The 21,290-nt window shown below is 35.8% G+C and carries 25 protein-coding genes; 20 read left to right on the forward strand and 5 right to left on the reverse strand.

The features are described from left to right. Positions 1-3: 3 nt before the first annotated feature. The 18 genes from ABVM53_RS07105 to ABVM53_RS07190 all read left to right on the forward strand — a co-directional run bounded on the left by ABVM53_RS07105 (position 4) and on the right by ABVM53_RS07190 (position 14,542). Positions 4-408, forward strand: a complete 405-nt coding sequence (locus ABVM53_RS07105) for a polymer-forming cytoskeletal protein (protein ID WP_128756115.1) — start codon at positions 4-6, stop codon at positions 406-408. Then, positions 377-592, forward strand: coding sequence for an AtpZ/AtpI family protein (locus ABVM53_RS07110; RefSeq protein WP_128756116.1), 216 nt, complete (start codon positions 377-379; stop codon positions 590-592). The genes ABVM53_RS07105 and ABVM53_RS07110 overlap by 32 nt, the downstream gene beginning before the upstream one ends. Then, positions 592-987 (forward strand): DUF6168 family protein, encoded by a 396-nt coding sequence (locus ABVM53_RS07115; RefSeq protein WP_405330702.1) that lies wholly within the window; start codon positions 592-594, stop codon positions 985-987. The genes ABVM53_RS07110 and ABVM53_RS07115 overlap by 1 nt, the downstream gene beginning before the upstream one ends. Before the next feature lie 91 nt (positions 988-1,078). Beyond that, positions 1,079-2,275 (forward strand): F0F1 ATP synthase subunit A, encoded by a 1,197-nt coding sequence (gene atpB, locus ABVM53_RS07120; protein WP_371455464.1) that lies wholly within the window; start codon positions 1,079-1,081, stop codon positions 2,273-2,275. Between the two features lie 38 nt (positions 2,276-2,313). Then, positions 2,314-2,514: an ATP synthase F0 subunit C gene (gene atpE / locus ABVM53_RS07125; RefSeq protein WP_164916274.1), complete on the forward strand. Its 201-nt coding sequence runs from the start codon at positions 2,314-2,316 to the stop codon at positions 2,512-2,514. An 89-nt stretch (positions 2,515-2,603) separates the two neighbouring features. Next, positions 2,604-3,104 (forward strand): F0F1 ATP synthase subunit B, encoded by a 501-nt coding sequence (locus ABVM53_RS07130; protein ID WP_128756119.1) that lies wholly within the window; start codon positions 2,604-2,606, stop codon positions 3,102-3,104. Positions 3,105-3,119: 15 nt separating this feature from the next. Next, positions 3,120-3,659: an ATP synthase F1 subunit delta gene (gene atpH / locus ABVM53_RS07135; RefSeq protein WP_405330703.1), complete on the forward strand. Its 540-nt coding sequence runs from the start codon at positions 3,120-3,122 to the stop codon at positions 3,657-3,659. 49 nt (positions 3,660-3,708) lie between these two features. After that, entirely contained in the window at positions 3,709-5,289 is a 1,581-nt protein-coding gene (atpA, locus tag ABVM53_RS07140; protein WP_128756121.1) for a F0F1 ATP synthase subunit alpha, read from the forward strand. 32 nt (positions 5,290-5,321) lie between these two features. Beyond that, a complete protein-coding gene (gene atpG / locus ABVM53_RS07145) occupies positions 5,322-6,194 on the forward strand; it encodes an ATP synthase F1 subunit gamma (RefSeq protein ID WP_128756122.1) in 873 nt (290 codons plus the stop codon). 110 nt (positions 6,195-6,304) lie between these two features. Next, positions 6,305-6,739, forward strand: a complete 435-nt coding sequence (locus ABVM53_RS07150; RefSeq protein ID WP_405330704.1) for a hypothetical protein — start codon at positions 6,305-6,307, stop codon at positions 6,737-6,739. Between the two features lie 80 nt (positions 6,740-6,819). Continuing rightward, the gene (locus ABVM53_RS07155) at positions 6,820-8,253 is read left to right on the forward strand and encodes an oligosaccharide flippase family protein (RefSeq protein ID WP_405330705.1); all 1,434 of its coding nucleotides are present in this window, start codon (positions 6,820-6,822) and stop codon (positions 8,251-8,253) included. A gap of 17 nt (positions 8,254-8,270) precedes the next feature. Continuing rightward, entirely contained in the window at positions 8,271-8,705 is a 435-nt protein-coding gene (dut, locus tag ABVM53_RS07160; protein ID WP_405330706.1) for a dUTP diphosphatase, read from the forward strand. Between the two features lie 95 nt (positions 8,706-8,800). Continuing rightward, positions 8,801-9,811, forward strand: coding sequence for a sugar phosphate nucleotidyltransferase (locus tag ABVM53_RS07165; RefSeq protein WP_405330707.1), 1,011 nt, complete (start codon positions 8,801-8,803; stop codon positions 9,809-9,811). Positions 9,812-9,821: 10 nt separating this feature from the next. Then, positions 9,822-11,165, forward strand: coding sequence for a tetratricopeptide repeat protein (locus tag ABVM53_RS07170; RefSeq protein WP_405330708.1), 1,344 nt, complete (start codon positions 9,822-9,824; stop codon positions 11,163-11,165). A gap of 4 nt (positions 11,166-11,169) precedes the next feature. Next, complete coding sequence (locus ABVM53_RS07175; protein WP_405330709.1) at positions 11,170-11,940, forward strand: DUF4292 domain-containing protein; 771 nt, start codon at positions 11,170-11,172, stop codon at positions 11,938-11,940. Beyond that, positions 11,940-13,199 carry a murein hydrolase activator EnvC family protein gene (locus ABVM53_RS07180; RefSeq protein WP_405330710.1) on the forward strand — a complete coding sequence of 420 codons (1,260 nt, stop codon included), beginning with the start codon at positions 11,940-11,942 and terminating at the stop codon, positions 13,197-13,199. Before ABVM53_RS07175 ends, ABVM53_RS07180 begins: the two co-directional genes overlap by 1 nt. A 64-nt stretch (positions 13,200-13,263) precedes the next feature. After that, entirely contained in the window at positions 13,264-13,941 is a 678-nt protein-coding gene (locus ABVM53_RS07185) for a hypothetical protein (RefSeq protein ID WP_405330711.1), read from the forward strand. Further along, entirely contained in the window at positions 13,925-14,542 is a 618-nt protein-coding gene (locus tag ABVM53_RS07190) for a hypothetical protein (protein WP_405330712.1), read from the forward strand. Before ABVM53_RS07185 ends, ABVM53_RS07190 begins: the two co-directional genes overlap by 17 nt. A 2-nt stretch (positions 14,543-14,544) precedes the next feature. On the opposite strand, the gene ABVM53_RS07195 is transcribed toward ABVM53_RS07190, so the two are convergent. Continuing rightward, complete coding sequence (locus tag ABVM53_RS07195) at positions 14,545-15,054, reverse strand: acyl-CoA thioesterase (protein WP_128756132.1); 510 nt, start codon at positions 15,052-15,054, stop codon at positions 14,545-14,547. Between the two features lie 94 nt (positions 15,055-15,148). After that, on the reverse strand, positions 15,149-16,081 hold the full coding sequence (locus tag ABVM53_RS07200; RefSeq protein WP_405330713.1) for an SPOR domain-containing protein: 933 nt from the start codon (positions 16,079-16,081) through the stop codon (positions 15,149-15,151). 95 nt (positions 16,082-16,176) lie between these two features. Here ABVM53_RS07200 and dprA point away from each other — a divergent pair, with 95 nt between their 5' ends. After that, positions 16,177-17,277, forward strand: coding sequence for a DNA-processing protein DprA (gene dprA, locus ABVM53_RS07205; RefSeq protein ID WP_405330714.1), 1,101 nt, complete (start codon positions 16,177-16,179; stop codon positions 17,275-17,277). Here dprA and trpS read toward each other — a convergent pair. Further along, positions 17,274-18,242: a tryptophan--tRNA ligase gene (gene trpS, locus ABVM53_RS07210; RefSeq protein ID WP_405330715.1), complete on the reverse strand. Its 969-nt coding sequence runs from the start codon at positions 18,240-18,242 to the stop codon at positions 17,274-17,276. The two genes, dprA and trpS, sit on opposite strands and share 4 nt — an antisense overlap. A gap of 121 nt (positions 18,243-18,363) precedes the next feature. Here trpS and ABVM53_RS07215 point away from each other — a divergent pair, with 121 nt between their 5' ends. After that, positions 18,364-19,116 carry a lysophospholipid acyltransferase family protein gene (locus ABVM53_RS07215; RefSeq protein WP_405330716.1) on the forward strand — a complete coding sequence of 251 codons (753 nt, stop codon included), beginning with the start codon at positions 18,364-18,366 and terminating at the stop codon, positions 19,114-19,116. 107 nt (positions 19,117-19,223) lie between these two features. Here the strand turns inward: ABVM53_RS07215 and ABVM53_RS07220 are convergent, their stop codons facing one another. Beyond that, complete coding sequence (locus tag ABVM53_RS07220; protein WP_405330717.1) at positions 19,224-20,726, reverse strand: outer membrane beta-barrel protein; 1,503 nt, start codon at positions 20,724-20,726, stop codon at positions 19,224-19,226. Next, on the reverse strand, positions 20,723-21,271 hold the full coding sequence (locus ABVM53_RS07225; RefSeq protein ID WP_371455446.1) for an RNA polymerase sigma factor: 549 nt from the start codon (positions 21,269-21,271) through the stop codon (positions 20,723-20,725). The genes ABVM53_RS07220 and ABVM53_RS07225 overlap by 4 nt, the downstream gene beginning before the upstream one ends. Positions 21,272-21,290: the final 19 nt, after the last annotated feature.

Raw genomic sequence — 21,290 nt, forward strand, 5'->3', positions numbered from 1 at the left:
ACGATGAGAAAAGATAAATCTGTAAATAATCTAGATCAAGGAAGTAAACAAAATAGAATAAGTGATGGCACCTCTATTGTAGGGGATGTAAAATCACAAGGAGATTTTAGACTCGACGGATCATTAGAAGGTAAATTAGAAAGTACAGGAAAAGTAGTCATAGGTAAAAACGGACTTCTAAAAGGAACTCTCATCTGTAAAGATGCAGATATTGAAGGCAAAGTAGAAGGGATTTTAAAAGTAGAAGAACTTCTTAATTTACGTGCAAGTGCAGTTGTAAATGGCGATGTTTCTACAGGAAGACTTGCTGTAGAGCCGGGAGCAGATTTTAATGCGAGTTGTGAAATGGGTAATGGAGTAAAAAATCTTTCAAACAATGTCAGAAAAGAAACCGGAAAATCAGCTTAGCACCTGGGCAAAATTTTCAACAATAGCTATTCAAATGGGAGGAACTATTTTTTTAGGTAACCTCCTTGGATCTTGGTTAGACACCAAGTTTGAAACCACATATTTAGAATCAACCATTACTTTACTCGCTGTATTTTTATCGATGTATATCGTTATTCGGGGAGTAAAACAACTCAACAAATAATGCTTACAAAGCGCCTAATCACCTATTTTCTAATAATTGCAGCTCTTTTTTTATTAGGATATTTTATCCACACTGCCGTATTGAGCAGTTTAGAAATTGAACACCCGTTTTCGTTATTAAATATTTATTTATTTCAGGCAATCGCAACATTAGTAATATGCGTAGGTTTTGAACTTATAGCAAGCTTTTCAAAGCGATTTTCAGATCAGTTAGGGTTTATATATTTAGCAACAATGATTGGTAAAATAGGAATGTTCTGTTTAGTGTTCAAAAACACCCTGTTTTCGGGTGTGGTTTTAAGCAAAGCTGAAAGTCTTAGTTTGCTGATACCCATATTTATTTACTTGATTTATGAGGTAATTGCCATTACAAAAATCTTAAATAGAAATGCTTAGCTGTTTATTTGTTTTAAAATGATTCTTATTCTGAATAAAATGTTTAGTTTTGCAGCAAATTTTAGCAAGCCTTATTTTTGAAATTATAATAATGAAGATAGCAAAATTACCTATCCAATTTTTAACCGTTTTGATGTTTCTAACCATTGGAAACGCAGCTACGGCTCAGGAACACAGCGTTGCAGAAAGTAATGATGCTGGCACGTTGGATACTCAAGAAGAGATTGATGAGTATATTCAACATCACATTAAAGATTCTCACGATTTTCATTTGTATTCGTATACAGGTGATGATGGTGTACGTCATTCTGTAGGTTTACCATTACCTGTTATTGTATGGGGAAGTAATGGTCCTGCAGCATTTATGTCTTCTGCTTTTCATCACGATATCAACGGTGAAGTAGTGGTTGAAGCAGGTGGAAGCAGATTTGTAAATCTTCACGATAAAATTTACGAATTAGAAGAAGGCGCAGAGACTGTTGAGATGGGAGAGGATCACCATCCGGTAAATGCACATATGCCTTTAGATTTATCTATTACAAAAAGTGTAGTAGGTATTCTTGTAATAGGAATATTAATGTTGATTTGGTTTTCGTCATTGGCGAGACAATACAAAAAGAGAACAATTCCTAAAGGTTTTGGTAGAGTATTAGAGCCACTTGTTATTTATGTGCGTGATGAGTTAGCACGTCCTAATATCGGCGAGAAGAAATACAGAAAATTCACAGGGTTTTTATTGACTGTATTCTTCTTCATCTGGATTTTGAATTTATTAGGTTTAACACCCTTTGGATTTAACGTTACGGGACAGTTAGCAGTAACTGCAGCTTTGGCAATATTTACATTGATTATTTATACATTTAGTGGTAACAAAGACTACTGGATGCACATACTATGGATGCCTGGAGTTCCTTACCTAATACGTCCGGTATTAGCAGTCATCGAATTAGTGGGAGCTTTTATTATAAAACCTTTCTCACTTTTAGTTCGATTATTTGCAAACATATCTGCGGGTCACATTGTAATTATGAGTCTTATTGCAATTATGATTACGCTTAAAGGAGAATTAACACCAGCGGGATCAACACTTTTATCATTTGTGTTGTCTTTATTTATAACATTAATAGAAGTGCTTGTTGCATTTCTACAAGCCTATATCTTCACAATGCTTTCTGCTCTATTTATAGGAATGGCGGTTGCAGAGCATGATCACGATCATGACCACGCGCACGATGCACACGGTCACGATAATGTGGATGCAGAAGATGTAAGAGCAGATTTCATTTAAAATTAATTTTTGTTTAATTATTTATATATTTTTTAATTATGGAAACAATGGTTCCAAATTTAGTAGGTGCTGGTTTAATCGTATTAGGTGCTGGTATTGGTTTAGGTAAAATTGGTGGAAGCGCTATGGAAGGTATCGCTCGTCAGCCAGAAGCTGCCGGTAAAATCCAAACTGCAATGATTATCATCGCTGCACTTTTAGAAGGTTTAGCATTTGGTGCACTTTTCTTAGGAAAATAATCCAAACAAAAAATCAAAACTCAATTTCCTGTAACGGTTGGTTGCAGGGTTTGAGTTTTAATTAAACAAACAATAAACACGATCACATTATGGATCAATTATTAAATGACTTTTCTCCGGGACTGTTTATAATGCAAACAGTCTTATTGTTAGTGCTTATTTTACTAATGGTAAAATTTGCCTGGAAACCTATTCTTAAATCATTAGATGATCGTGAAGAAGGTATTCAAGGTGCATTAGAAGCTGCCGAAAAAGCACGCATAGATATGCAGAACCTTCAGGCAGATAATGAAAAAGCATTACAGCAAGCTCGTGAAGAGCGTGATGGGATGCTTAAAGAAGCTCGTGAGATCAGAGCAAAAATGATTGCTGAAGCAGAAGGAGATGCAAAATCTCAAGCAGATAAAATTATCCTTCAGGCTCAAGAAGCAATCGCTGCTGAAAAGCGCGCTGCAGTTGCTGAGTTAAAAAGTCAGGTTGCAGAGCTTTCTTTACAAATTGCTGAGAAAGTAGTGAAGGAAGAGCTTTCAGACAAAAATAAACAAATGCAGTATGTAGATAAGATGCTGCAAGACGCTACCCTTAATTAATTAAAAAAGTAGTTCATGTCTTCAAGAGCAGCAATACGTTATGCAAAAGCAATTTTAGAACAGGCCAGTGAAAAGGGTACTGCTGAAGTTGTTTTTGGTAATATGAAATCTATTGAGGCAACCCTCAACGCGAGTAAAGAATTAAGAAATGTGCTTAAGAGTCCGGTTATAAAATCTGATGATAAGCGCGCATCCTTGCTTGCAATTTTTAGTGGATATGATTTGAGTACAACAAGTCTTATAGAATTATTAGTTGACAAAAAAAGAACTGCAATTCTAGGAGATGTAGCATCAAGTTATGTTGACCTTTACAATAAATCTAAAGGTATTGTTGTTGCACATTTAACAACTGCTGTTGAACTGGATGCTTCCTTAGAGGAAAAAGTTCTAGCAAAAGTTAAGGAGATAACAGACGGTAAAGATGTTACTCTTGAGCATCATATAGATTCTAGCCTTATAGGTGGGTTTATATTACGAGTAGGTGATGTGCAATACGACGCAACAGTTGCAAACCAATTAGATAAAATACAAAAAGAGTTTAGTAATCGTTTATAATTACAACTAAGTCTTGAGTTAAACAAAGACTTATTAGATATCAAACAAAATGGCAGAAGTAAAACCAGCTGAAGTTTCAACAATATTAAAGAAACAACTTTCAGGCTTTGAAGCATCAGCTTCATTAGATGAGGTAGGAACAGTACTTACCGTAGGTGATGGTATTGCCCGTGTTTACGGTCTTTCTAACGCACAATACGGAGAACTCGTTGAATTTGACGGAGGTCTTGAAGGTATTGTATTAAACTTAGAAGAAGATAACGTAGGGGTTGTACTCTTAGGTCCTTCTAAAGAGGTTAAAGAAGGTGCTACAGTAAAACGTACCCAGCGTATCGCATCTATTAATGTAGGTGAAGGTATCGTAGGACGTGTTGTAAACACTTTAGGTCAGCCTATAGATGGTAAAGGAGCTATACAAGGTGAAACTTATGAGATGCCACTTGAGCGTAAAGCGCCAGGTGTTATCTATCGTCAGCCGGTAACAGAGCCATTACAGACAGGTATTAAATCTATTGATGCAATGATCCCTGTAGGTCGTGGTCAACGTGAACTTGTAATTGGTGACCGTCAGACAGGTAAAACTACTGTTTGTATTGATACGATCTTAAATCAAAAAGAATTTTACGATGCAGGTGAGCCTGTATATTGTATTTATGTTGCAATAGGACAAAAAGCTTCTACTGTAGCAAACATTGCTAATGTACTTGAAGAAAAAGGCGCTTTAGCATATACCACCATTGTTGCTGCAAATGCATCAGATCCTGCAACTATGCAGGTTTATGCTCCTTTTGCAGGTGCTTCAATTGGTGAGTATTTTAGAGATACTGGCCGTCCAGCTTTAATTATTTATGATGATTTATCAAAGCAAGCGGTAGCCTATCGTGAGGTGTCTCTTTTACTACGTCGCCCACCGGGACGTGAAGCATATCCTGGAGACGTTTTCTTCTTACACTCTCGTTTATTAGAGCGTGCTGCAAAAGTAATTGCAGATGATGATATCGCTAAGAATATGAACGATCTTCCAGACACTTTAAAGCCTATCGTTAAAGGTGGTGGTTCATTAACAGCACTTCCTATTATTGAAACTCAGGCAGGTGACGTTTCTGCGTATATCCCTACTAACGTAATCTCGATTACAGATGGTCAGATTTTCTTAGATGGAGATTTATTTAACTCTGGTGTACGTCCTGCAATTAACGTGGGTATTTCTGTATCACGTGTAGGTGGTAATGCACAGATTAAATCAATGAAGAAGGTTGCAGGTACTTTAAAACTTGACCAGGCAGCTTTCCGTGAACTTGAAGCTTTTGCTAAATTTGGTTCAGATTTAGATTCTGCTACATTAAGTGTAATTGAAAAAGGTAAGCGTAACGTAGAGATTCTTAAGCAAGGTGAAAACACACCATTTACTGTAGAAGATCAGATCGCAATTATATACGCAGGTTCTAAAAACTTGCTACGTAATGTGCCTATCAATAAGGTTAAAGAATTTGAAAGAGACTACCTGGAGTTTTTAAATGCTAAACACAGAGATGTGCTAGACACTTTAAAAGCAGGTAAACTTACAGACGAAGTTATCGATACGTTAACTACTGTAGCAAAAGACCTTTCATCTAGATATACTAAGTAATTTTTTCGCAAAGCGAAAAAACCAATTAAAGAATGGCAAATTTAAAGGAAATACGTAACCGGATTTCATCAGTATCCTCAACGATGCAGATAACAAGCGCTATGAAAATGGTGTCTGCTGCAAAGTTGAAAAGGGCTCAAGATGCTATTACAGCTATGCGCCCGTATTCTGATAAATTAACCGAACTTTTACAAAGCTTAAGCGCTTCTATGGAAGGCGATAGTGGAAGTCGTTTTGCCGAAGAACGTGAAGTTAAAAAAGTGCTAGTAGTTGTAATCTCTTCAAATAGAGGTTTAGCTGGTGCTTTTAACTCTAACATCGTTAAAGAAGCAAAGAATATTCAAACAGTTGCTTACCCTGGCAAAGAAGTACACTTCTTAACAGTAGGTAAAAAAGCTAGTGATATTCTTAAGAAGTCGGCTAAAATTATTTCTAACGACAATGCAATTTTTGACGATCTTACCTTTGAAAATGTAGAGGTAATCGCAGAAAATGTGATGGACTTGTTTGTAAATGGTCAGTATGATAAAGTGGAATTGGTTTACAATTCATTTAGAAATGCTGCTACGCAAATTGTTACAAGAGAGCAATTCTTACCTATTGTTCCTTTAAAAGAGCAATTTGAAAATGTAGAAGTGTCTTCTGTAGATTATATATTTGAGCCATCTAAAGAGGAAATTGTAAAACAATTAATTCCTAAAGCATTAAAGACCCAGTTCTTTAAGGCGGTTAGAGATTCTGTAGCAAGTGAACACGGTGCGCGTATGACTGCGATGCACAAGGCAACTGATAATGCAACAGAATTAAGAGATCAGCTTAAGCTTACTTATAACAAAGCAAGACAAGCAGCAATTACAAATGAAATTTTAGAAATTGTAGGTGGTGCAGAAGCATTAAACAATTAAGATTATTTAAAATTGATATATTAAAGCCTTGCAATTGCAAGGCTTTTTTTATTCTTGTTATTTCAATAAAAACCAAAGTCTCGATATTATTCTAACCCAAAATATATTCTATGCATTATAAATTTTCAATCTTTATAGTTTTAGCATTTCTTGTGAGTTCTTGCGGAAGCAATAAAGTTTTAGGCGTCAGAGACTTTTCAGTAAAAAATATAGAACGAATCGAATTAGATGATCAAGCATTTGAGATTACCTTTGAAGTAAATGCGCTGGATCATAATACGCAACTTGAATATTTATATTTTGACAATCAGAAATCTGCTGTAGTCAATTACAGCGAAAATAAATTTTCTGCAAAATTTGCTCCCTCCAAGATCAATTCAGAAGACCGAATTCTTTCTGTAAATAGAGCAGAAGAAGCCAAAAATACATTGCCACAACTTCCGGTTAAGCCTCCTTTAGAAATTGAGAAATCTGAAGCTTTATTAAGCTACGTTATAGAATCTGAGATTAAATACAAGGTGCTAGATTTAAAAAGCGAGTTGTAAACATTCCCCAGGTTTGAAAGCATTAAAGTGATTTTAATTTGGCTACTTTAACTTACTTTTGAACCCTAAATAAAACTTTTTTGAGTGTACTTAAGCGTTTTGTAAAGGATACAGCGGTATATGGTCTGGCTACTATTTTGCCTAGATTGATGAGCTTTGTTTTAATAGGTTTACATACCGAAAAACTGGAAACAACGGGTTATGCAGAAAACACTTCTTTTTACATAGGTGCTGCATTTTTAAATGTGTTGCTAACCTATGGGATGGAAACTGCTTTTTTCAGATTTTTCTCAAAATCTGAAAATAAGGAACGGGTTTATTCTACGGTTTTAATTGCCCTTACAATTAGTAGCTGTATTGCTTTTGTACTTTTATGGTTATTAAAGGGACCCATTACAGAAGCTTTAGAATTACCTGTTAAGTATATTGGTTACTTGATAGGCGTAACTATACTAGATACGCTTGTAGTGGCTCCGTTTGCCTATTTAAGGGCAAAAGGTAAGGCGCTAAGGTTTGCTGGGATTAAACTTATAAACCTGGCTATTTATGTACTTCTAAACTTTTTCCTTCTTTGGGCAATACCTTATTTCTCCCTCTCTTTTGATTGGTATAATTCCGACGAATTACTCACTTACATCTTTATCGCAAATCTTATTGCAAGTGCAGTAACATTGCTGCTGATACTCCCAGATTTTTTCAAGACAAAATTGGTTTTTGATAAACATCTTTTTTCACAATTATGGAATTATGCTTGGCCGGTATTAGTCGCGGGTATGGCATTTGTGATTAATGAAAATCTTGATAAATTATTGTTAGGTAATATGCTTGATAAGGATATAATGGGTGCTTATTCAGGTTGCTATAAATTGGCTGTATTTATGACCATCTTTATACAAGCTTTTAGGCTAGGGGCAGAGCCATTTTTTTTCAATCACGCAAAAAATAAAAATGCTACTATCACATATGCTACTATCTTAAAATATTTTGTCATCGTTGGTGCAGGTGGTCTTCTCTTAATTGTCTGCTTCATAGATATTTTTAAAGAACTATTGATACGAGATGAGCAGTACTGGAAAGCTCTTGAAATTGTACCGTATATACTTTTAGGGAATCTCTTTTTAGGGATCTATCATAACTTATCAGTTTGGTATAAGCTAACTGATAAAACCCGATACGGAATGTACTTTTCAATATTAGGAGCCGGTCTCACTATCGTTCTGAATATATTTTTAATTCCGGTAATCGGCTTTATGGCATCGGCATATGCTACAGTAGTAGCCTATGGTGTGATGATGTTGATTTCGTACTTTTATGGACAAAAATATTATCACATTCCGTATAATGTAAGTCGTATAAGCTTGTATCTGGTTGTTGCTACAGCCAGTGCTTTACTATCGTTTTACTTCTTTAGAGCGCAGTATAATATAAGTGCATTACTAATTTTCATATTTACCGCTCTAATTTTTTATTTAGAAAAAACGGAATTAAAAAGTATTTTAAAAAGAAACAAATAGCCCTTAAATAAAGAAGAATGCAAATAAATATCATTAATAAATCGAATCACGCTTTACCTAATTATGAAACAATAGCTTCTGCGGGTATGGACCTAAGAGCAGTATTAGATGCTCCTGTGGTTTTAAAACCCTTAGAACGTGCCATAATTAAAACTGGTTTATTTATTGAATTGCCTGTAGGTGTTGAAGCCCAGGTGAGACCGCGAAGTGGACTTGCAGCAAAAAATGGAATTACTGTTTTGAATGCACCAGGAACAATAGATGCAGATTATCGTGGTGAGATAGGGGTTATTCTTGTGAATCTATCAAATGATGATTTTACTGTAGAAAGCGGTGCGCGTATCGCGCAATTAGTAATTGCAAAGCACGAGCGAGCAGCATGGAACGAGGTCGAAGTACTTAATGAGACTACTCGTGGAGCAGGCGGCTTTGGAAGCACAGGAACAAAATAAAACGCTATTTAATTTGTTCTATTAAAGTCCCGCATTAATAATAAGCGAGATGCCTTTTGTAAATCCCAAAAGAGGAAATATCTGAAATTAAAATTATGAAAATTATAGTCCCTATGGCTGGTCGCGGTTCTCGACTGCGCCCACATACTTTAACAATACCAAAACCTCTTATACCTATTGCAGGCAAGCCCATAGTTCAGCGTCTTGTTGAAGATATAGCCCATGTTTTGGAAGAAACGATAGAGGAAATTGCCTTTGTAATTGCCGAAGATTTTGGTGTAGAAACGGAGGAAAATTTAAAGCAAATTGCCCAAAGTTTAGGTGCAAAGGGAACTATATATTATCAAGACAAACCACTGGGCACTGGCCACGCTATTATGTGTGCTCAAGAATCATTAAATGGTCCTTGCGTGATTGCTTATGCAGATACACTTTTTAGAGCAGATTTTAAACTCGATAAAGAGGCAGATAGCGTAATCTGGGTAAAGCAGGTGAAAAATCCGCAAGCGTATGGTGTGGTTTCACTAAGTGAAAATAACCAAATAACAGGTCTGGTAGAAAAACCAGCAGAATTTGTTTCAGATTTAGCCGTTATAGGGATTTATTATTTTAAAGATGGATCTGTTTTAAAACAAGAACTTCAAGCAGTTTTAGATGCTAATCTTATGCACGGAGGTGAATACCAGATTAACGATGGTATCAAACAAATGCAAGCTAAAGGCTACGTCTTTAAACCTGGGAAAATTGAGGAATGGATGGACTGTGGTAATAAAAATGTTACGGTAGAGACAAACGGAAGAATGCTTCAGTTTTTACATACAGAAGAAGAGAAATTAATTTCTCCTTCAGCTAAACTAGAGAATGCTAGCATAATTCCGCCGGTATATTTAGGGGATGATGTAGTAATTAAAGATTCGACAATAGGTCCTAATGTTTCCGTAGGTAAGGGCACCGTGATTGAAAATAGTACTATTGAGCAGAGTTTAATTCAAAATTATAGCACTATAAAAAATGCACAATTAAAAAATGCGATGATAGGTAATTACGCCAAATACAATGGTAATTTTACCGAAATTAGTATCGGTGATTATTCCGAATTGATATAGGCTTTATTTAATGAAATTAGTTACGTGTTTACTTGTACTTTCTTTGTTTTCGCCAGTGGCGGAAGCACAAGAACCTGCTACATTAAAAGACGTAAATGTTGATAATCTGGAAGATGTTACAGACGATTTTCAGGAGTATTTTTTTGAAGCACTAAAGCAAAAAGGAATACAGAATTATGAGCGTGCACTTGTAGCATTAGATAAATGCATTTCATTAAGACCTCAGGAAGCTATTCTTTATTTTGAGAAAGGAAAGAATGAAGCTATGTTGGGTAATATAATCGAAGCAGAGAATAATTATTTAAAAGCACTACAGTTAAAACCTAATCAACGTGATATCATGGAGAGTCTGTATGATGTTTATTATGCACGGCAGGATTTTGAAAAAGCTATAGATCTGGTTACTCAACTCGTGCAATTTGATATTAGATATAAAGAAGATTTAGCCCGTATTTATTTGCGTAAAGGTTCTTTTGAGAAAACAATAAGTCTTATTGACGAGCTGGATGAGAAGTTAGGTAAAGATGCCTATCGCAATCAAATTCGGCAGCAAGCGATAGCGCTAAGTGGAGGTGATATACAAGAAAAGGAACTTTTAAAACAAATAGCTGCGAATCCTGCAAATGAGCAGAATTATCTTAACCTGATCTACGTCTATAGTGAGCAAGGTAAAACACAACAAGCCTATGAAACTGCACAAAGATTAATAAAAGTTAATCCTAAAACTGAAATTGTGCATATGGCTTTGTACAAATATTATCTTGAAAGTGGAGATATAAAACAAGCTGTAAGTTCGTTAGAGAAAGTTTTAAAAAGCTCTAAAATAGAACCCAAAGCTAAACATAGTATTTTAAACGACTTTCTAATATTTGTAGATCGCAATCCGGAGTATGAGGCAGAACTTGAAGAGGCAGTTGCTTTATTTGCAAAAGAAGAAGATACTAATGTAAATGAAGAATTAGGCGCGTATTATATTAAGAATAAAGAAACAGACAAAGCGTTATCATCTTACGAAAACGCTTATAAAAAGAATCCTTCAGATCTTGGGGTTTTACGCAATTTGCTCATGTTACAATTACAAGCAGAGCAGTTTGAAAATGCTACAAAATTAAGTGAGGAGGCGTTAACATTATATCCTTCACAAGCTCTATTTTATCTGGTGTATGGAGTGGCGCAAAATAGATTAGGAGCGCCTAAAAACGCTAAAGATTATTTGGAAATGGGCTTAGACTACATTGTAGATGACCCAAAAATGACTGCCGATTTTTATAGTGAACTTTTACGTGCTTATGAGCTGTTAGGTGATGCTAAAAAGATCGAAAAATACCGTACACTTATTAATAATTTGAATTAGACCTATGCGTAGTTATATAAAAAGTGTTGTACTTATCTTGATTTTGAGCCTTTCAGCTTGTAAATCAACAAAAAAAGTTACTGCTACTAATGATGATCTGGCGTCTGCTAAGATAATTGCAAGTCACTATGAGACCCATCCACAGTTTGAGACTTTAGCGGCACGTTTAAAAATAAGATATTCAGATCCAGATAGAACGCAAAGCGTTACCGTAAGTCTGCGTATGCAAAAAGATGAAACCATCTGGATGAGCGCCTCTGTTTTAGGTATATCCTTAGCAAAAGCGATGATAACTAAAGATCGTGTTCAGTTTTATGAGAAAATCGACGGGACTTATTTTGATGGAGATTTTAAACTACTTAGCGATTTATTAGGTGCAGAACTCACTTATAAGCAAGTGGAAGGATTGCTTCTGGGAGAGCCCATTTATGATTTACGTGAAGGTGGTTTTAGCGCAGGAGCTACAGGATCACGTTATCTCGTGGCGCCAAGACAGCAACAAAATTTATTTAACTTGTTTTTCTACTTAAATGCAGGAGCATTCACATTGCAGGAACAACGACTTACACAAGCTAAAGAGCAGAGAGATTTAACGATTAAGTATGGAGATTATACCAGAGAGCAAAATGGATATTTCCCTACAGAAGTTACTATTATAGCTCAGGAAAAAGATAAGGAGACCCGTGTAGATATAGAATACAGAGGCGTGGACTTTAATACAGAGGTAAGTTTTCCGTTTAGTATTCCAGATGGTTTAAAAGAAATAAAACTTTAATGCAGTTGAAGCAGGTTCATAAATTAAGTTTGGTAGCAGCAGTACTTTTTATTTTAGGAAGTAATGCTTTGTGGTCTCAAAATGATAAACAAGCAGAGCTTGAGCGCCAGCGTCGTACGTTAATGGGCCAAATAGAAGAATTAAGTAAACTGCGGAAGAGTAACAAGAAAAAAGAAATTAGCGTTTTGAGTCAGGTTGAAGATCTTGATTCTAAAATAAAAACCCGCCAAAACCTAATTAAGGTTACAAATAGTCAGGCCAATTTATTAACCCAAAAAATTAATCAAAATCTAAACAAACTAACTACTTTAAGAGACGAACTCGAAAAACTGAAGGAGGATTATGCAGGCATGGTTCAGAAGTCTTACAAGAGTAAAAGTAGCCAAAGCCGAATTATGTTTTTGCTTTCATCTAAGAGCTTTTTACAAGCATATAAGCGGGTGCAGTATATGAAGCAATACAGCAATTACCGCAAAAAGCAAGGTGATCAGATCAAAGAGCGCACCGCTTTACTTCAGGAAACAAATAAAAAGTTGGCTCTGCAAAAAGAAGAAAAGCAAAAACTGGTTGCGCAGAATAAAATTGAACAGGAAAAACTAGAGATAGAGCGCAAACAGCAAGACGAATTGGTTTCAAAAATTAGAAAACAAGAATCTACCTATGTTGCGCAAATACAGGATAAACAAAAAGCGGCAGACCGTATAGACAAAGAAATAGATCGTTTGATTAGAGAAGCAATTGCAGCTTCTAAAAAAGAGTCTGGAGCAGAAGCAGCAAAAGAAAGCAAAACTAATGTAAGTAAGATGCCTACCTTTTCGCTTACACCTGCTGCAAAAGCGCTCGCTAATGACTTTGCTTCTAATAAAGGTAAAATGGACTGGCCTGTTGAACGCGGAAGAGTGTATAAGAAATTTGGGACATCAAAACACCCCACACTTCCTAATATAACCACCTATAATAGCGGTGTGGAAATAGAGACAGCCCCCGGAAGCATTGCAAGGGCTACTTTTAAAGGTACTGTACAACAAATACAATTAATACGTGGTGGAGGCTATACTGTTTTAATTCGCCACGGAAACTACCTAACGGTTTATCAAAACCTTAAAAATCTGAAGGTAAAAGTCAATGATCAGATAGCTACCAAGCAGGCACTGGGTGAGATTGCAGAGAATTCCTTTAATGGTAAGACAATTATTAAATTTCTAGTCTATAAAGATTCTGAGCGTTTAAACCCTGAAGATTGGGTTTATAATATGTAGTATGTAAATTGTTCAGATTTAAACGCAACGCTATTGATATTGTGTCATCTACAATTTAAACAAGATGTTGAGAAACCTTAAGCTTCTAGCAGTATGTATTTTGTTTGTGATGACCTCTTGCGCTGAAGATGTTATAGATTCACGACGAATTCGTGTAGCCGGCCGATTAATAGATGACATGGACTCTCCTGTTTCTAACATACATATCACCTCAGGATCAAAGACAACAATTTTGGGCGCTTCAGTTTCAGAAATTACAGGTAATTTCGATTTTGTTTCTTTAGAATCAAACCGAGGAGAATTTCAAATACAAATAAATTCTGGTGCACAAAGAGATAGCCTATTTGCTGAGGTAATACTCGTTAACGATTTAAGTTCACCCAATCGATCCCGATTAAATTATGATTTAGGTGACATTATAGTAAAACCTACTGCATTTCTAAATTTAAAAACGCAGAATACCAGCGGAACTTCAGATACCCTAAAGATTTTATTAGACTACACATCTAATTATTGCTCTTTAGAATTAGATAATGACAAAGAGCTTTTAGCAAAGCGTAGATGTTACTCCACACATACCAGCAGAATCATCCTACATGCACAAGATTTAAATTATGATACGAGGTTAACTTCAGTAAAAAATGAAATTGCCAGACTTTATTATCGTTTTAATAATGGTTTTCAGCAGGTTGTTGAAATCCCACTAACTAATACTGAAAACACGTATGTTTTTGAATATTAGGTCATTTTTAATAGGAATAGGTTTTATGATTTGTAGTGCAGTAATGTGCGCTCAAGACACTACATCGACAGACTCTTATAGCTATAAGCGTAAGGGTTTAGTAAATACGCAATTGTATATACCTAATGCTATAGGGTCTAATTTTGTATCAGATGGTATGAAGGTAAAGCCGGGTTTTAAACTAAGTGCCCTAGGCCGTATATATCCTAAAGTTCTTTTAGGAGTTCGCTATTCCTTATTTGAAGCCGAAGTAACACAACCGGAATATACGGGAAGTTATGAAAGGAGCAGGGTGTTTCTAATAGGAGGAGATATCGGTTACCAATTTGATCTCCTGCCTAACCTTGATTTAATAATTACAGCGGGAGGAGGCTATGTAAATTATTTAGGAATTAAAGATGATTTAGACTTTAGAGATTCTGGAGGTGCAATCTGGCTGAATCCTGAATTGAGCTATTCTATATTTAAATGGCTTGCAATTACTGCAGGAGTTGAAATACGCGCAGATTATCTAAATATAAAAACCGCTCCTCAACTTGAGGGAAACTTTAATCAAGTTACCTATCTCAATTTGGGGAGCGGTCTTCGGTTTATGTTGTGAAATTATTCAAAAATAGCTTTGAGCTCGGTCGCATCAGAAGCTTTCATTTTTCCCGCAAGTACAAGACTCAGTTGCTTTCTGCGTAGTGCCGCATCATATCGCGCAATTTCTTGTGTGGTCTCTGGTTTGATTTGAGGTATGGGTACAGGTACACCCGTATCATCGACAGCTACAAAAGTATAAATCGCATCATTTGCTTTTGATTTTAAGCCACTCTCACGGTCTTCTACCCATACATCAATAACTACTTCCATCGAGGTCTTAAAAGCTCGGGAAATTGAAGCTTCTACAGTAACAACACTACCCAAAGGTATCGCTTTATTAAATGCAACGTGATTAACAGATGCTGTTACAACAATTCGTCTCGAGTGACGTCTGGCTGTTATACTCGCCACACGATCCATACGTGCCAAAAGTTCACCACCAAACATATTGTTAAGTGGATTTGTCTCATTAGGTAAGACAAGATCTGTTTGCGTAGTGCGCGATTCTGAAGGAGTCTTTGTTTCCATAGATTAATTTTTGCGCAAAAGTAACACGTTTTGAAGGATTGAGAAATGAAAAAGCCTCCAAGTTGGAGGCTTTTATTTTATATTTTACTGAAGATTAATCGATTTCCTGAATAAGCATCCAGGCATTAGGATTATCTGAAGTACGTATTTTTCTTAAATCATTAAGAGCTTCTGTGCGATCTGTATAACTTCCGTATACAACTTGGTGTAACCCAAATCTATTTTCGCCTATTGCTCGTGCTTTATATCCTGCCTCACGCAATTCTTTTACGCGACTCTCTGCATTCTCTTCAACTCGAAATGCACCTGCTACTAAGTGATAACTTCCTTTAGGTTTGAAGGCATTTAAAGTGACAGCCGGTAAGGGGTTATCGATTGTAAAAGTGGCGTGTTGTATTGTATTTTCAACTTGTTTCTTGGCAACTTGCTCTTGAGCAAAATTGTAATCTGCTATATCTTTAAAGTGTAAAAAACTTAAAGTGCCAGACAAACCAATAGCCAACAGACCTACAGCAGCATATCTTAGCCACGTATTTGTACGTCTGGCTGTTGTAATATGGATAGGTGCTTTTTCTTCTAGGGCTTCAACTTCTTGTTTTAATACTTCTCGTGTTACCGGAGTGGTTTGAAAAGAAGCAAGTCCAAAAGAGTCTGTCAAATAATTTGTAACGGTAACTGGCTCAAATTTAATTTGTGAAGTTTCATTTTTAGACAATGAACCTATTTTATCCAATAAAATAGTCTCTCCATTCAATATGCGGGTTTCCAAAGAATAAGCATAAACCTGAACTTTAGCTAATGCTTCAGAATAGCTAAGATTTTCTGCCTTAGCAACATAATCTGCTAACAAGCCATCATTTTCTTTTAACTGAGCATTAAATGAAATGCGCTTTTTTGGCGGAAAAAAAACATTTTTCTCTGTATCGTGATATGCCGAGGTTCTATGAGCTAGAAATGCTCCGAAACCCGGAATGATCACACATTCGTAACGGTAAAGCAGGTCGCTTATGTAAGTTGAGTAATGCATAACGTAAAAATAAAAAAAAATGCGATCGAGCTTTACAACTCATCATTGAATTGTCAACAATTTTGCAATATCTTTAAAGACAGCTATTTAACAAAATGAATCAAGAACAATTACACGCATTCTTAACTTTACAACGTATTCCTAATCTGGGAGATACCTCAATTAAAAGACTTATAAACAGATTTGAAACCCCTCGACAGGTTTTAGACCAAAAGAAACAAGTTTTGCTAGAGGTAGATGGTATAGGAGCTCATAAATTAAAAGAGTTTTATAACAAAAACCATGCGCTGGAAGCCGAAAAAGAGTTGAGGTTTATTGAGCAAAATAATATCTCCTATAGTAGTTACCTAGATCCAGAATATCCAGAACGTTTAAAACACTGTATCGATGGTCCTATTTTATTATTTAAAAGAGGGACTTCTAATTATGAAGCTAAAAGAGTTATTTCTGTTGTAGGAACACGTAAAGTCACCACTTATGGAATCGAATTTATAAGACGATTTATTGAAGACTTAGCACCATTAAATCCTTTAATAGTTTCGGGATTTGCTTATGGAGTAGATATCAACGCGCATAGAGCAGCCCTAGATTGTGGCCTAGAGACACATGCGGTTTTGGCACATGGTCTAAATCAAATCTATCCTAAAATACATCAGAAGTATGTAAAAAGTCTGGAGAGTCAAGGTGCGTTCATTACAGATTTCTGGAGTTCTGATAACTTTGACCGCACAAATTTTTTAAGGCGTAATAGAATTATTGCCGGTATAAGTGAAGCAACTGTGGTTATAGAGAGTGCAGATAAAGGCGGCTCTCTTGTAACTGCAGATATTGCAAACTCCTACAATCGTGATGTGTTTGCGGTGCCGGGAAGACCAGATGATCTTCAAAGTTTGGGGTGTAATAATCTTATAAAATCTCAACAAGCGCAATTAATTACTTGTGCAGCAGACTTAATTTATATGCTTAACTGGAATATCGAAAATACATTTAAACCGGTACAAAAACAGCTTTTTGTATCTCTTAGTGCAGAGGAGGAATCGGTTTTTAATTTCTTAGAAAAAAAAGGCAAAGAGCAATTAGATTTGATCGCCCTTAATTGTAATATGCCTACATTCAAAATTGCAAGTATTCTTTTAAATATGGAATTAAAAGGGGTCGTGAGACCCCTTCCGGGTAAGCAGTTTGAACTTGCCTAATATCCTAGTTTTGTACGTACGCGTTGTAAAACCTTGTTTGCGGTTACACGTGCTTTTTCAGCTCCTATTTTTAGTACTTCATCAATCTCATCTAAATTGGCCATATAGTGATTGTAGAGAGCACGTTCTTTTTTAAAGCGCTTAAGAATAAGTTCATACAAAGCTTTTTTTGCATGACCATAACCATACCCGCCACCTAAATAATTTTGGCGCATTTGATCTAACTCTTCAGGCGTAGCAAGTAGTTTATAAATAGCAAAAACCTTACACGTATCAGGATCTTTAGGCTCTTCTAAAGGGGTGCTGTCTGTTTCGATACTCATTATTTGTTTTTTCAATTCTTTATCAGATTGAAATAAAATAATAGTGTTGCCTTTACTTTTACTCATTTTATCACCATCTGTGCCCGGGATGTACATCGTCTCCTCGTGTAACTTAAGCTCAGGAATAACAAAAGTTTCACCCATTTGAGCGTGAAAACGAGAGGCAACATCGCGTGTCATTTCGAGGTGTTGAGATTGATCTTTACCTACCGGTACAATCTCTGCATCATATAATAGGATGTCTGCAGCCATTAGCATAGGATAGGTAAATAGACCTGTATTAACATCATCAAGACGATCTGCCTTATCTTTAAAACTGTGAGCCAGTTTTAAACGCTTGTAAGGATAAAAGCAACTTAAATACCATGTCAACTCTGTAGTTTGAGGAATATCACTCTGGCGGTAAAAAACTGTTTTATTTATGTCAAGACCACAAGCGAGCCAAGTTGCTGCAGTCGAATAGGTGTTATTTCTAAGTGTTTCTCCATTTTTTATTTGTGTAAGAGAATGCATATCTGCGATGAATAAAAAAGATTCATTTTCTGGCTGATTCGCCATGTTGATCGCAGGAATAATAGCTCCTAATAGATTTCCTAAATGAGGGGTTCCTGTACTTTGTACACCAGTTAATATTCGTGACATTTTTTACTATAATTTTGCGCAAAGTTACCCCTTTTGGCTAATTAACTCCTTTAAAAATGCCTATTTTTGAGCGACTACAATCTCATTTAAATTTCAGTAATGCCCTTTTAGGTTATCCCGTATGATTAGCATTCTCCGTAAATTTATTACCCTTCTCTGGCGTATTTGGTTTTATATTCTTCTTGTAATTCCTATAATCGTCATGTTTCCTTTTCTTGTCATATCTGTTGCCAAGGATACGTGGTATCCATACTTTTTTAGAATGGCTCAATTTTGGGCTCGATTCATACTATATGGTATGGGGTTTTGGCCGCAGATAAAAAGACTTCAAAAAACGAAACGCGGTAAAAGCTATATGTTTGTTGCTAACCACACCTCGATGGCAGACATTATGTTAATGCTACATGTTGCTCCTAATCCATTTGTATTTGTAGGTAAAAAAGAACTTGCGCGTTTTCCGTTATTCGGATATTTTTATAAGCAAACCTGTATTCTTGTAGATAGGGGGGATGCAAAAAGTAGAAGGGCTGTTTTTGAGAGTGCACAGCGCAGACTTAATCAGGGATTAAGTATTTGTATTTTCCCTGAAGGAGGTGTCCCTGAGGATTTATCTATTGTACTTGATAGTTTTAAAGATGGAGCATTTAGATTAGCAATAGATCATCAAATTCCTATCGTGCCTATGGTGTTTTACGATAATAAAAGGAGATATTCTTATGACTTCTTTACGGGTTCTCCAGGAAAAATGCGTGTAAAAGTGCTGCCGTTTATAGAAACTCAGGGGAAAGTGGCAAGTGACAGAAGAGCCTTACGAGATGAAACCTTCACAGCAATTCATAAAGAGTTATTGCGAGACTTGGCTTCAAAAGTCTAGTTTATACATAAAAAAATCCGCCCTAACCAGGGGCGGATTTTCTAATTATTACTCGGGTAATAATTAAGTTAACCAACTAAATAAACTAACCAAACCTTACTTTTATATTAAAACCTAAAACTTACTCCTGTATAGAGACCTAAGTAATACGGCTTAAAATCGCTAACACTTTTAGTGTATGCATTAAGTTGATATTTAAACATAGGCTCTAATTTAAATTGTACTTTATCTGTAAACTTATAATCAATACCTAGCCCAACATTTGTACTAAAACTGGTATTGTTAAGACTATTAGATTTTCCAAGTTCAGAAACCAGATTGCCCTCTTCTTCAAGAAATATTGAATTCTTATTCAAGAATAAAGAACTTATACCTCCTATAAGTTGAAGACCCACTTTCTTATTTATAAGTGCATATTCGGCTTCTATAGGTATCTCTATGTAACCTAAATCTTGACGCAAAGAGGTGTTTTTTTGAGAAACTATATTTGTTGCAAATTCAGTTTGATTATTACTTGGTAAATTAGGTAAGCCTTGAATATTGTTATTGTCAAGCTGAATAATTTGTGAATTTTCGTTATAATCAATACTACTAATCATGGCAGTAGGATTTCTGGCACTAATACTTGGTGTAAAGCCTATCTGCTCTGTAGTATAACCTAAATCAACTTTATTAATACCCGATCTTACCGTGAGTCTATTGGTAACAGCATAACTCACTTGAACCCCATAGCTCAAATTAACATCTGCTTTTTTGGCATTGTCAGAAAACTGCTCGCTTATCCCAGATCCACTAAAACTATCGTAATAAACAGGTGCTACCATTGGAGTAATACCCCACCGTGTAAACCTTGCATCATTGGTGTTGTCTTCAGTAGCAGACACAGCGGTATTTGTTTTTTTATTTGCTAACTTTTGTAAAGCATCAGGATCAATATCTTCTAGAGCCTGATTTTTTGTAGATTTTGAAGATTCAGATTTATTTTGAACAACTGCTGATTCAACAGCATCATCTTTACGGGAGATGTTAGTATTAGTTAGTGCCTCATTCGGTTTTGTTGAAGTGTCAGATGCAGTTGTTTTTGAATTTACAACTGGAGTATTTTCAGAACCTTCTAAATTCCCGGTTTTAACTACGGAAGAATTTCTAGGAAATCCTTGATTGTTATTAACCACAGCAGATTTTGCGGAGGTGCTTTCATTTTCTGTATTTATTCTTTCATCTTTCTCAACCGAATATTTTTCGTTGGCTTTAACTGAATTTGATTCAGTAGATGTTGCAACTTTTTTAGTGTCTCTAGATTCCGGGTTGGTTGTGGCATAACCTTCAGACCCATCTTTTTGAATAGAATCTGGAGTAATATTTTCTTCTTGATTAACCAGTTGAGGTGTATTTATTTTGTTTTCCGTCTTAAACCAAAATGTACCCGCTAATAGTAACAAGATCAAAACTGCTGCTACACCGCTTAATTGAAACCACAACGGAATTATGCGTTTTTTCTGTTTATTTTGTTGCGCAGCAATACCTGCCCAGACATTTTCACTAGGCTCAATGGTAAAGTCTTTAAACTTTTCCTGATACAAACGATCTATTTTTTTCTTTTCCTTCACCGCGTTGAAGCTTGTATATGTGCATTAGTTTGAAAGTCTACTACTTTCTCTTTTAAAATCATTCGGGCACGTGCAAGATTAGACTTGGATGTACCTTCTTTAATTTCTAGCATTTTTGAGATTTCTTTGTGAGAATAGCCGTCTAATGCATATAAATTAAAAACCAACCGATACCGGTCGGGGAGTTCTTGTACTATTTGAAGTAAAAAATTAAGCGGAATTTCGTCGTCATCGACCTCAACATCTGCTTCTTCGATATTTTCTTCGTTTATTATTTCAAAAACAGCTTGTTTTCGGTAGCGCTGTAATGCAGAGTTTATTACAATGCGTTTGAGCCATCCTTCAAAAGAGCCTTTACTTTTAAATTGACCTACTTTTTGAAAAATTATAATAAAACTTTCCTGCAAGATATCTTCTGCCTCACTGTAGTTGCGGGCATATTTTAAAGCAACGGAAAAAAGTGTACCTGCAAATTGCCGGTACAATGCTTCTTGTGCTTTAGATTTTTGACGTTTGCAGTCAATAATGAGCTGTTCTAAACTCACATTTTTAGATTATTAAAAA

The organism is Leeuwenhoekiella sp. LLG6367-2.1 (genome assembly GCF_045055775.1).
In the GTDB taxonomy this organism is placed as follows: domain Bacteria; phylum Bacteroidota; class Bacteroidia; order Flavobacteriales; family Flavobacteriaceae; genus Leeuwenhoekiella; species Leeuwenhoekiella aequorea.